Genomic DNA, 14382 nt, shown 5'->3' with positions numbered 1-14382 from the left:
TTGTCCCCCGTTGGAAATCTTTCGCTTTCCAGAAAATTTCGCCGGGGCTGCTGGGGAGATGCAAGAGGGGGAGCAGTTTCCCCCTTCTTGCTCTGGTGTGGGCGAAGCGCCACGACGTTAATCCAAACGGGGTTTGGAAATCTTGTGTGAAATCCATATGTCTAAAATTGATATTAACTAAGTACCAAGACGTAGAGTTTTCAAAACAGTAAACAAGGAATGGGACAAAAATGTATTAGCCCACAACTGGCTTTCTCAGCAAAAAAGAAAAAAGTATTAAAAATGATCGAACACTATTAAGAATGATCAAACTTTAATATAAACACACAATCAAATGAATACATTGCTATCAAGTGTTAGTTAAACACTTTTTGAGCCCATTTAGTCAACCCAGCAGTCACTGAACCAAAATGATCACCAACAACCACTTGTGCTTGTGGATAAACTTGGGCAATTTTTTGGTAAATTGCTGGGCTTCTTGCCGTGCCACCTGTCACATAAACAATGTCAGGTTGGGTAAGTGTTTCATCATGGCTTTGTGCTTGTGCCATGGCTTGGCGCATTAAGTTATCCACTTTATCTAATGAGTTTGAAATGGCATGGGCAAACAGGTCAAATGTGACATTTGCGCTAAAGTCGGCTTCCACCATACTTAAGTTAACGTCAGTCGCGGGTTTATCAGACAAGGCAATTTTAGCTATTTCAGCTTGACGGACTAATTGATAACCTAATTGATCAGTTTGCACTTTTTGCAAGCGACGCAATTTGTCTGGCTCGCCAGCATCTTTCATTAAATCCTCAAGTAACTTTTTAGTTGCTAAGCTGCTGAATTCACGTTGAGCGCTAATGTCGTTCACCGCAACGGCGTTCCAAAAAGGTTGATTTGGTAACGGTTTACCATTTTTAAGTAATGAACCTGCTCCTAAAAGCGGCATAAACCCTTGCATTGCTAAGGCAATATCTAAGTCATTACCACCAATACGTTGACCACTGTGACCATAAAAATCTTGCTGACGTTGGCTAAGTTTGCCACGTTCAGGCCCCATTTTAACAACCGAGCAATCGGTTGTACCGCCGCCAACATCGACAACTAATACGGTTTTATCCGTTTGCAAACTGGTTTCAAAGTCCATCCCCGCCGCAAGAGGTTCAAACAAAAAACTGACATTGACAAAACCGGCACGTTTAGCGGCTAAGGTTAAAATGGCTTCAGCTTGACGGTTACTTTCTTCACCACCAATACCTTGAAAGTTTACCGGACGACCGATAACCGCATGTGACGCTGGAGATAATTGTTGTTTGGCTAATAGCGGATCAATGGTTTGTTTTACAAACTGCATCATAAGGGTCACGATATCTTCAAATAACGCGATTTGCTCAGTTCGTAAACCTATTGCACCAAGGAAGGATTTTGGTGACCGGACATAAAACCCTTCTTCGGGCATATCAAGATATTGCGCTTGCGCTGCTTTACCGACAAACACCGTTTGTTCGTCTGGCATTAAATCAAGCTCGTGGCGTACTTGGCGGGCACGTTCTAATTGCGCAGAGCGCAATGACGCATATTCAAGCTTTTGATCATCTGGCAACTGTTTATACACGGCTTCCGCAATTAAGTCGCGATCAAAGGCATATAACGTCGACGGTAAATATTTTGAGTCATTTGATAACGGTAATAACTCCACTTTATCATTGACTAACATCCCTACAGAACAATTTGCACTGCCATAATCAAAACCAACTAACATAAATACGCCATCGACATTAAAAAAGCCGATAAATCTATCATGGTTGTTCGAATAACTAAAGCTCTAAGCGCACGCATTTAAGATAAAAAAACGCCCTTAGTTAGGGCGTGATTTAAATGGGTTTATCAGACACTCATTATACTGATTACTTTGTTGTATTTACGGCTTGTTTTTGAGTTTGTTTTGAGAGCCTACGTTTAGTCATGGCCTGTTTAGCTTCATCGCCAATGTGCGCTTCGCCGCGTTGTTTAGCCAGCTGAACTTGGCGCTCACGTTCAATAAACCGTTGTCGCTGCTGCGGCGATAATGTGTCAATACAATGCGGGCAACTGACACCTTGGACATACGCGTCAGACTGCATTTGTATTTCTGTTATCGGCATACGACAAGCATTACATTGTGCATATTGGCCTTTTTCAAGACGGTGGTTTACCGCCACACGATTATCAAATACAAAGCATTCACCTTGCCACATGCTTTGTTCTGGCTCGACTTCCTCAAGGTATTTTAAAATCCCGCCTTCCAAATGATATACCTCTTCAAACCCCTGCTCTTTCATGTAAGCTGTTGATTTTTCACAGCGAATGCCACCTGTACAAAACATGGCGACTTTTTTGTGTTTGCTGGGATTAAGATTTTGTTTTACATATTCAGGAAACTCTCGAAAAGTCTCAGTGGCTGGGTTCACTGCATTTTCAAAAGTGCCTATTTGCACTTCATAATCATTACGAGTATCAACAAGCAGCACTTCAGGGTCTGAAATTAACTCATTCCAGTCTTGCGGTTTAACGTAAGTGCCAACCACCGCTTTAGGGTCAATCCCTTCGACACCCATGGTGACAATTTCTTTTTTTAGTTTCACCTTAGTGCGATAAAACGGCATATTGTCATCGTAAGAAAGTTTGTAAACAATCTCATTTAACCCCGCTTGCTGACTTAGCCACAATAATAATTGGTCAATTGCCCCTTGCGAACCCGCAACAGTGCCATTGATGCCTTCGCTAGCCAGTAACAAAGTACCGCGTATTTCATGATTTTGCATTTGCGCTAATAATGGCGCTTTAATTTGTTCAAACTGTGGCAAAGACACAAACTTATATAAGGCGCACACAACGACTTTTGACATACTGACTCCGCTTGCTGAAACTTAACTTTCAGTGCAATGTTAATTTTATGGCTGAATGGCTGAAATATCTTAATGCATTGTTTAAGCGCTTATTTGACACACCACAACGCTTGATGTTGATCTCGTTTAGGCGCAAAATTCTACCTTAATCACAATTTTGACACCAGTTAATTACACAAGATTAACTTATTTATTGCCGTTTAATTTCATCATAAGAAGTCAGTTAATGAACTCAGCCATTTTATATAATTTTCGCCGTTGCCCTTATGCCATGCGTGCACGAATTATTGTGCATTTAACCCAGTTCAATCCGTTGGTTCGTGAAATTTTACTCAAGGATAAACCAGACGAGTTACTGGCAATATCGCCTAAAGGAACAGTGCCAGTATTGTGTTTAGATGAACAAAACGCATTGACAGAATTAGCGCAGCAGCCAACATCAGCGTTAGTGATTGATGAAAGCCTCGATATAGCTCGCTATGCGTTAGCTAATTTCCCTTACGCTGCTAACCTGTGGGACACAAAAGCATATTTACGTAACCGCGCACAAAAGCGCGTCACAGATATGTTTTCAGCGCTGCAATACCAACAATTACTTCAAAGCGGACATAATGAGCAAGTATTGGCGTTAATTGCACAAAACGATCAACAATTTAAGCCATGGTTAGATAAATACAAATATGCAGACCGACACCCAGCGTTGCCGGCAATAGAATATCGAGATAATGCTTGTCAGTTTTTAGCCCAGTTAGAAGCAAGATTAAGCCATAGCAAACAACTATTTGCTGACAGTCCAACCTTAGCGGATTTTGCAATATTGCCATTCATTCGCCAATTTGCCCATGTCGATAAACCCTGGTTTAGACAAGCCCCGTATCCTAGATTGATTAACTGGTTAAACACTCATCTCGACTCCCCTTTATTTACCATTACCATGCAAAAATACCCATTATGGCTGGACGATAAAAGCCGCACTCTTCCGTTTCAAACTCAATAATCTCGCGTGCCGACACACTGAATCTGACGAAATAACTAAGGTTTTGCTAGCGAATTTTTGGCGATAATTGATTCGTTTGTTGAACAAAATAGGCTTTTAAGAAATCGATTAACAATCGCACACGTTTTGATTTCGCCGCGCCAGGAGGAAACACACCATAAATGGTAATATCTTTTAATTGATAGTCAGTTAAAATCGCTTCCAAGCTGCCTTGTTGGATTTTTGGCCAAGCATCGTATGTGGGAATACGGCCAATGCCATGCCCTCCTTCAACAAATGCGGTTCTAGCGGCAGCATTATTAGTGCTAACCGAGCCACTTAACTCAATACTGTAAGAACGTGTGCCTTTAGCTAAAGTCAGTATCTTAGGTTGAGGTTGATATATCACCCACTGATGTTGGCCAAGCTCTGTTGGAGTAGTCGGCCTGCCATGTTGTTCAAAATAGCGTGCAGAACCACATAAACAAGTCGTTAACTGACATAACTTAGTGGCGTGTAACCCAGAATCAACCAAAGGTGCACCTCTAATAGCAAGATCAATCCCCTGATTAATAACATGTACAACCTCATCGGTTAACGACACATCTAAAGATATTTTCGGGTATAAATTTTTGAACTCATTAAGTGCAGGAACAATGGTTTGCAACCCCGCATTCACTGGACAGCTTAGCTTAATTAATCCCTCAGGTTCGTTTTTCATATTGAGCATTTGCTGATTAGCAAGGCTGGCTTGTTCTGATATCACTTTACAAGCTTGATAATAGGCTTTACCCGCTTCGGTAAAATGAATACTGCGCGTAGAACGATTAAGCAATTTCACTTCTAATTGGGTTTCTAATTTTTTGATGTGATAACTTACCACCGCCCGAGATAGACCCATTTTTTTTGCCGCTTGACTGAAATTTCCTTGCTCAATCACTTGGGCAAAAACAACCATACTTTTTAACTGCTCAAACGAGACATCCATATTTTCACCCTATATAAACACGATAAATTTACGCCATTGAGACACAAAATCAATTGTATTAATTATTGATACAATGTTATCAATATAATCCACATTGTTTAAATAAAAAACAATCTTTATACTCTGCTCATCAAAGGATGTAAAACGAACAAAGGATATTCAAATGACGACTCAAGCAAACAATCATAAGCGCATCTTAATGGTGTTAACCTCACACGATAAACTAGGCGATAGCGGCCATAAAACCGGTTTTTGGGTAGAGGAATTTGCCGCTCCTTTTTATGCCTTTGTTGATGCTGGCTGGGAAATTACTTTAGCTTCGCCATTAGGTGGTCACCCCCCCATTGACCCCAATAGTGAACTAGCCGATTTTCAAACCGATGCGACACGTCGTTTTGACCAAGATAACGCAGCTAAAAACTTGCTTGCTAACACAAAAAAATTAACCGATATCAATAGCAACGACTTTGATGGTGTATTCTACCCAGGCGGACACGGGCCTTTATGGGATTTATATGCACTACCCGCGTCAATTGAGTTGGTCGAAACTTTTATTGCACAAAACAAACCAGTAGCAGCGGTATGCCATGCTACTGCGGTGTTGTTGAACGCAAAAGATCCTCAAGGAAAGGATCTTGTCGCCCAAAAAGCCATAACAGGTTTTAGTAACTCTGAAGAACATGCAGTACAATTAGCTGACGTTGTGCCTTACCTACTTGAAGATGAACTGGTAAAGCGTCATGCCGATTATCAAAAAGTGGCAGACTGGCACCCATTTTCAGTGCAAGACGGATTAATTATCACTGGACAAAATCCAGCAAGCTCGGAAATTACTGCTCAAAAACTTATCGCCCATTTTCAATCATAATTAACATCGGCGATTTTAGATTAGGAAACTTTCATGTTAAATTTTTCATTTCAAAACACCACTAAAATCCATTTTGGTGAAGGCCAAATTAGTGCAATAACAAAAGCTATTCCACAAGATGCCAATGTGCTGGTCATTTATGGTGGCGGTTCAATAAAATCTAACGGTGTTTATCAACAAGTGACCACCGCGCTTGCTGATCACAATTGGTTCGAGTTTTCAGGCATTGAGCCCAATCCAAACTACGACACATTAATGAAGTCGCTTGAGATCATTAAAGAACAAAAGATTGATTTTCTGCTTGCCGTTGGTGGCGGTTCGGTGGTCGATGGGGTTAAATTTATTGCTGCTGCAGCCAAATTTGAAGGCCAAGATCCTTGGGATATCGTAGCAAAACATGCGCCCATTGCTGATGCATTACCTATTGGCGCGGTTTTAACACTTCCTGCTACCGGTTCTGAATCAAATATCGGCTCAGTGATCACCCGTGACGGAAATAAATTATCTTTTGGTCATCCACTAGTACGTCCACAATTTGCAGTGCTCGACCCTGCTGTGACATTGTCGTTATCTGACCGTCAGATAAGCAATGGGGTTGTCGATGCTTTCGTGCATATTATGGAGCAATACCTCACTTATGACGTGAATGGCAAAGTACAAGACCGCTTTAGTGAAGGCTTGTTACAAACGTTAGTCGAAGAAGGCCCAAAGGCGCTTGTTGCTGAGACCAACCAAGACCTCGACGTCCGCGCCAACATTATGTGGTCGGCAACCATGGCATTAAATGGCTTAATTGGTGCTGGTGTCCCTCAAGATTGGGCTACCCATATGATAGGACACGAACTTACCGCAAGCCACGGCATTGATCATGCGCGTACTTTATCTATTGTTTTACCTGCGATAATGAAAGTAAGACGCACCCAAAAGCACACAAAATTAGTTCAGTTTGCTGAACGCGTTTGGGGAATAACTAATGGCACTGACGAACAAAAGATTGACCAAGCAATAGCGGCGACAGAAGACTTCTTTACTCAAATGCAAGTACCAGTGCGCTTGTCTCAAGTGGATATTGAAGCGCCATTTATTGATACCCTCGTTAATGCATTAGAAAAGCATGGCATGACGACGTTAGGTGAACATGGTGATATCGACTTAACCGAAAGTCGTAAAATTTTAACCGCGGCACTCTAGTGGCACAGACTTAGACGTTACGGGCATTAATTAAACGAATTACTTAATGCCCGGTTTACTTAACCAACTAGCGTCAATTGTGATAATAAAAAAGTGTTAGCTTCAACAGCTAACACTTTTTTGTTTATTAAACCATGTCGAATTAAGGCTTTATCAGGCAATAGTGAGTGGCATAACTAACTCGGCTAACCATTGATAATATGAAGATAACCGTGTTTTAATCACAACAAATGTAAGCCAGAAGCATAGACGCAGAGTCAGCTATAAGAAACGCGCAAAGGTCGCCCAGGCTTTAATGGTTTAACATTGGCTGTCATTAACGGTGTACCAATATATAAAAAACCTATAATTTGTGAAGACTCACCTAACCCTAAACCTTGGTTTACCACACTATTAAATGCAAAATCTCCGGTGCGCCAAACAGCACCTAAGCCTAATGAAAATGCCGCTTGCTGCATCGCAAATGTCGCACAACCTGCGGCAAGGTGTTGTTCCAGCACCGGTACTTTTGAATGCTTTTGCACTTTAGCTACCACGGTAATCACCATTGGGGCCCGTTGTGGCATGTTTCTGGCTTTATCGATAAACACCTTCTCAGCATCATTTGCTGCTGCAGCTTGGGCAAAAATATCGCCGAGTTTATTCAGTCCATCTCCTTGGGCGATAATGAACTCCCAAGGCGTCAATCCACAATGATCAGGCACTCTTATGCCAGCGTCGAGGATAAAATCAAGCTGAGTTTCACTTGGAGCAGGCTCAGTTAAACGCGGTGTTGATTGACGAGTTAACAGTAAGGTTTTAGCGTCCACAATTACATCCTTTTACTAGACAATTTTTGTTCATAATAACAAATATCCCACTAATTTGGTGGGATATTATTAAGCTAAATTCCGATAACCTTGTTGTTATATTTATTTACTCATAAAGCGACGAAAAACATAATAATCGACGCTGGTATAGCGCCCTCCACCCATCATTAATAGGGCAAGCAACATAACAAAATAAGTGATAGCAAATTCAATACCGTTATTTAAAATCACAAAATTACCTGAGCTAGTTAGCCATTCATAGTTTCCGTGTTGTTGAAGAATGCTTTTCGCTGCTGCAAGTTTTTCTCCTGCTTCTAATACATTGTCATTAGCCAACCATGAACTGCCATCAGCAATCGCAAGCCAACCCTTTTGCCAATGCACCGTCATCGCCGCAACTAACATAGTGAACATCATTGGAATAGCAACAATTCTTGTCGCCAGTCCGAGCAATAACAATATCGCCCCAACAAACTCAGTCCCTGCAGCTAAACTCACCATTAATTCTGGCATCGGTAAACCGAGCCCCCATTGCGCATTACCAAACCAGGCCACTGTATCGTCAAAGTGAGCAAGTTTGTTATAGCCTGCTTGCATCAGCACTGGCGCTAAATAAAGCCTCAGCGTTAACGGTGCAAGTCCTTCAATATGACGTAACGCTGACAATCCTTTTTCATATAATCGCACCATAATCGACATGATATTTCCCTATTATCTTCTACAAATAAATCACTTAACCCAATAGACCTTTTGAGAAATGAATTTATTTCACTAATGAGCACTTTAAACAATTTTAAATGTATTCAATTGAACTTAAATTGGCGAATGCGCAACTAAAAAAACAATATGAAAGGTCAGCAAATGTGATACGGCGAAATAAGTAGATAAGTAGATAAGCAGATAAGCAGATAAGCAGATAAGCAGATAAGCAGATAAGCAGATAAGCAGATAAGCAGATAAGCAGATAAGCAGATAAGCAGATAAGCAGATAAGCGAGATTAATTAAATTACCCAACATGCTAAACAGTTTAGCGTTGGGAGTGTAAAGTAGGTAATAAAAATCAATTTTTTATGACAACAATTTAAACTCAGCCAGTTATAGTCGCTACATGCCTTAACGCAGCGACTTTAACTTAATTTGACTTAATTTGACTTAAATGCTGTTTTAACCGCAGTAATAAAATGTCTGATGGGTTGCAAACGCGCACGAGCATTATTAAACATATCTAATACTTTCATTTCAGATGGCGTTAATGCTTGTGGTTGATATTTTTGAATTAAGCGATATAAATGATAATAAGTTACTTTTTCAGCCACATACCAAATAGGTGAATATTTTAAATGGCGCAATGTCACCCGTTCAAAATCCACCATGCCGATATTGTCGCCATCGACAAGTAAGTCACGTATTGGAATAGCATGACGCGCAACCCCTTTATTAATCATCGTATCGATCATTTTTCGTAAAGTATTGACATGTTCAACAGATAGCGAGTCAGGTTGTTGACCGGGTATACGACTCATCTCAATAACATTAGACTCATCGTCCAATTGAATGATTTCAGGAAAGAATTTTTGATGTGCTAGCCGTTGCAGCGCTTTTTTTTCAAGATGATAACGGGCCAAGCTGTTACCGACTTTTTTGAATTGTTTCGTCACACTGAAATGGCTCAGCTCCACTCTCATTTTATTGGTTTCATAAACCCCGTTAACGACTGCTTTCACTGTTGCCTCTCAATATCTCAATTAACAAAATAAACACAAAAAATATTCATAAAAATAATCCGTTAAGTTAGAAGCAACAAATAGGACATCATTCTTTAATACTTTTCATGATTAAACGCTGTTATTACTCTACAAATAACCCTTACCCTTTATTGTGTTCTAAATTCACTACTTTTCAAGTTCCACTAATTTATTTTTAATTAATGTTAAAAAATTTTAACATTAATTGGTAGCAATATGTTCACTGGTACTTCATCTAACTAAGTGAAGCATATACAATCGAAATTGTTTATAACCGCTTGATATAAAATAAATTATTGAGATAATGTGATTTATTGTTGAGATATGCGAAACGAAGGCTGGGGGAATATGACACTAAACACAAGGGAGTGTTAACGCTCAAGGCTAACGCCCAATAAGCTTTAAGTATTGTTCAAAATAAGCTTGATAATCAACTTGATTAGCAGGTCCATGGTCATCTGCTGTTTTTGCTAACATTAACAATGCCCACATTGCCGCAAATGTCCAAAACAGGTTAATCGCAGCATCGACAGCAAGGTAACAATCGCCGGTTAAGTTAGGTGAAGGTAAGCTGAGCTGAAAACCAATATATTGTTCAATAACTACATCATATTGCGCACGGCTTAAGCTGTGCGTAGCAAGGACACTTGCTAAATCAAATAACGGATGGCTTGCGACGGCATATTCAAAGTCGATACAAACTAGTTTTTGCTGTTTGGCATCCGCTGCTAGCAAGATATTAAAGGGTGATAAGTCTCGGTGACAAAAGCACGGTTTGATTAAACACTGCTCTAGGGTTGCTAACCAGTGTTTTATATCGGTAACAGTATGGGTAAACAAAGTGAAGCTGCGCTGCCATGAGTGACCTAATTGCGCCTGAGCAGGATAGTCCTGCTGATGCTGAGCAAGCGTTTGTAATTGAGTCAAATATTGTTGGTATTGGCCGGTGACTGACATAACCTGCTTTGGTACAGGTAACTGATGTAGACGGGTTAACAATTCAACAAGCAGGCTTGATGGATCTTGCTTATGCACTTGTTCAATTTGATAACCTTGTTGATTACTTTGGTTTGAATATTTATCTTCAGTTAGATGCCCTGCTAACAATTGGCTAGAAAAGTGTTGTTTCAAGCATTGATCTTGTTGTAATGGTAGCGATTCAATGCCTTTTTCACAGTACAAATCGCTCCAATTGAAAAGCGGCTGCTCAATGAACTCGCTGATATAAAATTGATAGCATGGTGAGTACCACAATAAAGCTGGCGCTAGTTTTTGCCCATGTGCTTGTTGCCAGCAATCTATTTCAAGTTGGCGGTTACACCAATCACTGGCCTGAGTATTTACCCGTAGTACTTTGTCACCTTCGCGGCAATGCAGTCTGAAATTTTGATTACTTAGCCCAGCACTGAGCAATGAAACATCAACACAATCACGACTTAACTTTGCTAACAACGCTGCAGGCATTGTTAGCAACACCTGTTGCTGGTGTGATGTTAACACCCCCTGCATATGCGTTAAAAACACCCTATTGTACCTGCAACGTCATGCTATTAGTGTCAGTTATGCGTTTTTTCCACATCAGGTAGCCAAACGCGGCCATGAACACGTAACCAACAAATAACACCGTGGTAAGCATTAGCCCTTTTTGAAAGTACAAATAAATACTCACCGCGTCTATTACTACCCAATACAACCAGTTTTCTAGCACTTTTTTAGCCACTAAATAGGTTGTCATTACGGCAAAACAGGTGGTTGCAGCATCAAGATAGGCAAATGATGCTTGAGTATATTGGCTCATCAAATAGCCCACAATAAGCGATACCAGACTCGTCATAGCGATTATCATGCCGTGTTTTTGCAGTGACCAAGACACTATTGGCAAGGCGCTATTGGCACGGTGATGCGTCTCGTTATTATGACTGTTTGTATTAGTCCACATCCAAAAACCATATACAGCCATTGCCATATAATAGATATTCAACACGGATTCCATCAGTAATGAAACATGCCAAAATAACACAGTGTATATTGCGGTGCTGACAAAAGCGGCCAACCAACACAGTTTATTCGCTTTCATTGCTAACCATAAATACGCGATAGCTAATACAACTGCTAATAGCTCCCATGCCGTCATAATTTCTATCTCAGCAACCGCTTTTAATAATGTGTCAAACATTAACAGGCCTTGTTTATCGAATAATTTTATAAAAAAGATACGTATGGTTGATACTATTTCATAGCACGATTGTCATCATGCTATGAACAAATGCCGCCATAATCAGGCGTTAATCGCTGTTTATTCACTGTGGCTCAGGTCTAATTCACCGCCTAGAAACTTACATACAAATGCCGCTTTACCCCATTTCTTATGTGCCGCTTCCATTTCAACTGCCAGCATATTCATAACATCGACATACTCACCGGTAATTTGGGTCGCCATGGCATTGGTCACTCGTTCAATGTTGTTATAACTGTCAACACGGGCAATGAACCATTGAATAGGTTCAAGGTAGTTTTCATTTAACGGATACATACTGATTTCGGCAGTTAACTTCATAATAATACCTTTGTATTTTTGAATGTGAACAAAATGCACTAAAGCACAAACGTTATTGTGCAAAAGCACTAACACTAAAATGCTATAGCACTAAGCACTAAGCACTAAGCACTAAGCACTAAGCACTAAAGTGAAAGCGTTGCGCGATAATGCCACTGACATATCGCGCTAAAAATCATTGATTACATAAATTTATAATCAAATGTGACACCTAACTGACGTGGGTCACCATAACGAATATATTGTTTATCAGCCCAGTCTTGATCGGGTTCGTTACCAAAATAGAAACCACGCGTGCCGTATTGTTTGTCGGCTAGGTTACGTCCCCAAAGGTAGGCAGACCAAGTATCGGTTTCATAACCAATACGTGCATTAATAATGGTGTATGGTTCAGATTGAGAATCATTGCTATCTGAATAATAGAAATCAGACTTACCGCTTGCGTTCACATTAGCAAACCAACCACTGTCGGCAAAATAAGTCACGCCTAAGCTATAAGTTGCTTTTGGTGAGTGAGCTAATTCACGTCCAGTAAGATCAACGGGGTTACCATTTTTGTCTTGGTATACATAATCGCCATAAGTGGCATTAAGTAAACCTAGGCTGCCATACACTTCAATATTGTCATTGGCATACCATTTTGCATCTAACTCCGCGCCATAATTATCTGAACTGCTAGCGTTTTCAGTGAACAAGATAAACCGTTGTTGATCGTCAGGGTCTTGTAACGATGCTGATACTTGTTGATCGCGTCTGTCCATATAAAACAGCGCTATATTGGTCGCAACATCTCCATTTAGCCACATTGATTTCAGACCAATTTCATAGTTATACAGCGTTTCAGCACTGAACTCTTTTTTGTCTGCGAATTCAACAGGCAACGTCATGTTAAATCCACCCGCTTTGTAGCCTCTTGCAACACGAATATAGGCATTATGATCGGCATTAATGACTTTCGATAACGCAATATGGCCGCCCCACATGTTTTCACTTGGTGAAAAGTTATCATTATTGGTGTCACTATATTCACTTACACGACGTTCAAAACGCAGTCCAGTTGAGAGTAAATATCCGTCACCTAGCTGACTATCTAATTGTACAAAAGCGGCATAGTTTGATGCTTCGTATTCAGACTGCAACACTTCATCTGGGTCGCCGTTGTATTCAGAATATAAATCGTTATCTTCTTTTAAGTTCATCGCATAAACGCCCACTAGCCAGTCAGTGGAACCATTGAAAATACGCCCATCTTGAGTAGAGGTTAAGCGCAACTCTTGCGTCAGGGTTTTACGCTTAGCCGCTTTATCCCAAGTGTAATCATAGTGACATGGACTAGTACCAATTGGATTCCAGTCATCGTCATATTCAGTACACTCTTTATCTGCCCAATAATCAGGGTTTGCCCAATCTCCATCATACATTTGGCGATGGTCAGTATTAGCAAATGAGGTTAACGAGGTTAATTCAGCGGTTTTGAAACCAGAATAGGTTAATTTAAGCCCTACGCCAGTGGTTTTTTGGGTATCAACGCCAGGCACATCGGTCAGACTATTAGTGCCATTATTGTCTAATGTCCACACATCGTAACCATTGTCGAAATTAGCATGTAGCAAGGTTAAATCAGCTTGAAGATCGTCGCTCATATACCAACGGATTTTGGCTTTAGCACTTAACTCGTCACGTTTATTGGTATCATCACGACCAAGGTAATCATTAGTCATAAAGCCATTTTGGTCATGTTTTTCTACCGAAACACGGTAAAGCAACTTACCTGAGTCAGTTAATGGGCCTGAGCTAAAACCTGAAAACGTAGTTAGGTCATCATCACCTAAACTGACTTTTGCACCATGTTCAAAAGTATCGGTTGGGTCATTACTTTTAAGGTAAATTAACCCTGCTAGTGCATTAGCACCGTATTGGGTACCTTGTGGGCCGCGAAGCACTTCAACTTGCTGCATGTCATACATGCTTGACACCATGCCTAGGCCAGATAAGTCAATATCGTCAACCACAAACCCCACCGAGGAGTTAGGCGCACCTTGGTATTGTTCTTGTTCACCGACGCCACGAATTTGAAAATAACGCGGACGAGAACTCCCACCAGACCAGTTAAAGTTGGCAATTGAATTTAATACATCTTGAAAATGCTCAGCGCCTTCATCTTGAATTTGTTGTTCACCAATCACGGTGACACTCGATGGCATTTGTTCGATATTGATATTGTTAAAGTCGGCATTTACGACAACCACTTCCATAGGTTCTTCGTCTTGGGTGTTGGTTGGTGCAGCAACGACTTGAGTACTGAAACTGGCAGCGACGGCCAGTGCGAGAATAGATTTTTTTTTAATTGACAACATAGGACCTCAAATTCCA

At 40.6% G+C, this 14382-nt stretch carries 13 protein-coding genes; 3 read left to right on the top strand and 10 right to left on the bottom strand.

Features of this window, described 5'->3' with window-relative positions:
• Positions 1 to 356: 356 nt before the first annotated feature.
• Together yegD and trhO are read right to left on the bottom strand one after the other, a co-directional pair.
• Complete coding sequence (yegD, locus tag G3R48_RS13770; protein WP_153665154.1) at positions 357 to 1748, bottom strand: molecular chaperone; 1392 nt, start codon at positions 1746 to 1748, stop codon at positions 357 to 359.
• 145 nt (positions 1749 to 1893) lie between these two features.
• Positions 1894 to 2874: an oxygen-dependent tRNA uridine(34) hydroxylase TrhO gene (trhO, locus tag G3R48_RS13765; RefSeq protein ID WP_153665156.1), complete on the bottom strand. Its 981-nt coding sequence runs from the start codon at positions 2872 to 2874 to the stop codon at positions 1894 to 1896.
• A 226-nt stretch (positions 2875 to 3100) separates the two neighbouring features.
• Between trhO and G3R48_RS13760 the strand changes: the two genes are divergently transcribed.
• Positions 3101 to 3871, top strand: a complete 771-nt coding sequence (locus G3R48_RS13760) for a glutathione S-transferase (protein WP_153665158.1) — start codon at positions 3101 to 3103, stop codon at positions 3869 to 3871.
• Positions 3872 to 3917: 46 nt separating this feature from the next.
• Here G3R48_RS13760 and G3R48_RS13755 read toward each other — a convergent pair whose 3' ends face one another.
• Positions 3918 to 4838 carry a LysR family transcriptional regulator gene (locus G3R48_RS13755; protein WP_153665160.1) on the bottom strand — a complete coding sequence of 307 codons (921 nt, stop codon included), beginning with the start codon at positions 4836 to 4838 and terminating at the stop codon, positions 3918 to 3920.
• Between the two features lie 163 nt (positions 4839 to 5001).
• Here G3R48_RS13755 and G3R48_RS13750 point away from each other — a divergent pair, with 163 nt between their 5' ends.
• Both G3R48_RS13750 and G3R48_RS13745 read left to right on the top strand, forming a co-directional pair.
• Positions 5002 to 5706, top strand: coding sequence for a type 1 glutamine amidotransferase domain-containing protein (locus G3R48_RS13750; protein ID WP_153665162.1), 705 nt, complete (start codon positions 5002 to 5004; stop codon positions 5704 to 5706).
• A 33-nt stretch (positions 5707 to 5739) separates the two neighbouring features.
• A complete protein-coding gene (locus G3R48_RS13745) occupies positions 5740 to 6897 on the top strand; it encodes an iron-containing alcohol dehydrogenase (protein WP_153665164.1) in 1158 nt (385 codons plus the stop codon).
• A 257-nt stretch (positions 6898 to 7154) separates the two neighbouring features.
• Here G3R48_RS13745 and G3R48_RS13740 read toward each other — a convergent pair whose 3' ends face one another.
• The 7 genes from G3R48_RS13740 to G3R48_RS13710 all read right to left on the bottom strand — a co-directional run bounded on the left by G3R48_RS13740 (position 7155) and on the right by G3R48_RS13710 (position 14366).
• On the bottom strand, positions 7155 to 7706 hold the full coding sequence (locus G3R48_RS13740; RefSeq protein ID WP_212593364.1) for an NAD(P)H nitroreductase: 552 nt from the start codon (positions 7704 to 7706) through the stop codon (positions 7155 to 7157).
• 102 nt (positions 7707 to 7808) lie between these two features.
• Positions 7809 to 8396, bottom strand: coding sequence for an HvfX family Cu-binding RiPP maturation protein (locus tag G3R48_RS13735; RefSeq protein WP_380714605.1), 588 nt, complete (start codon positions 8394 to 8396; stop codon positions 7809 to 7811).
• 453 nt (positions 8397 to 8849) lie between these two features.
• Positions 8850 to 9431, bottom strand: a complete 582-nt coding sequence (locus G3R48_RS13730) for a BUD32 family EKC/KEOPS complex subunit (protein ID WP_153665168.1) — start codon at positions 9429 to 9431, stop codon at positions 8850 to 8852.
• A 405-nt stretch (positions 9432 to 9836) separates the two neighbouring features.
• The gene (locus G3R48_RS13725) at positions 9837 to 10976 is read right to left on the bottom strand and encodes an aminoglycoside phosphotransferase family protein (RefSeq protein ID WP_153665170.1); all 1140 of its coding nucleotides are present in this window, start codon (positions 10974 to 10976) and stop codon (positions 9837 to 9839) included.
• Position 10977: 1 nt separating this feature from the next.
• Entirely contained in the window at positions 10978 to 11628 is a 651-nt protein-coding gene (gene pnuC, locus G3R48_RS13720; protein WP_153665172.1) for a nicotinamide riboside transporter PnuC, read from the bottom strand.
• Positions 11629 to 11748: 120 nt separating this feature from the next.
• Positions 11749 to 12009, bottom strand: a complete 261-nt coding sequence (locus tag G3R48_RS13715; protein ID WP_153665174.1) for a hypothetical protein — start codon at positions 12007 to 12009, stop codon at positions 11749 to 11751.
• Between the two features lie 182 nt (positions 12010 to 12191).
• Positions 12192 to 14366, bottom strand: coding sequence for a TonB-dependent receptor (locus tag G3R48_RS13710; RefSeq protein ID WP_153665176.1), 2175 nt, complete (start codon positions 14364 to 14366; stop codon positions 12192 to 12194).
• Positions 14367 to 14382 lie beyond the last annotated feature (16 nt).

Origin of the sequence: Shewanella intestini (genome assembly GCF_018221465.1) — a bacterium.
Classification (GTDB): domain Bacteria; phylum Pseudomonadota; class Gammaproteobacteria; order Enterobacterales; family Shewanellaceae; genus Shewanella; species Shewanella intestini.
The sequence above is the reverse complement of the archived record's forward strand: the minus strand, read 5'-3'. Positions and strand labels throughout refer to the sequence as shown.

What these genes read in the sequence shown, in the direction of transcription:
- trhO (WP_153665156.1), bottom strand. Translation starts at nt 2,874, where the DNA reads ATGTCAAAAGTCGTTGTGTGCGCCTTATATAAGTTTGTGTCTTTGCCA.
- G3R48_RS13755 (WP_153665160.1), bottom strand. Translation starts at nt 4,838, where the DNA reads ATGGATGTCTCGTTTGAGCAGTTAAAAAGTATGGTTGTTTTTGCCCAA.
- G3R48_RS13715 (WP_153665174.1), bottom strand. Translation starts at nt 12,009, where the DNA reads ATGAAGTTAACTGCCGAAATCAGTATGTATCCGTTAAATGAAAACTAC.
- G3R48_RS13760 (WP_153665158.1), top strand. Translation starts at nt 3,101, where the DNA reads ATGAACTCAGCCATTTTATATAATTTTCGCCGTTGCCCTTATGCCATG.
- yegD (WP_153665154.1), bottom strand. Translation starts at nt 1,748, where the DNA reads ATGTTAGTTGGTTTTGATTATGGCAGTGCAAATTGTTCTGTAGGGATG.
- G3R48_RS13750 (WP_153665162.1), top strand. Translation starts at nt 5,002, where the DNA reads ATGACGACTCAAGCAAACAATCATAAGCGCATCTTAATGGTGTTAACC.
- G3R48_RS13710 (WP_153665176.1), bottom strand. Translation starts at nt 14,366, where the DNA reads ATGTTGTCAATTAAAAAAAAATCTATTCTCGCACTGGCCGTCGCTGCC.
- pnuC (WP_153665172.1), bottom strand. Translation starts at nt 11,628, where the DNA reads ATGTTTGACACATTATTAAAAGCGGTTGCTGAGATAGAAATTATGACG.
- G3R48_RS13735 (WP_380714605.1), bottom strand. Translation starts at nt 8,396, where the DNA reads ATGGTGCGATTATATGAAAAAGGATTGTCAGCGTTACGTCATATTGAA.
- G3R48_RS13745 (WP_153665164.1), top strand. Translation starts at nt 5,740, where the DNA reads ATGTTAAATTTTTCATTTCAAAACACCACTAAAATCCATTTTGGTGAA.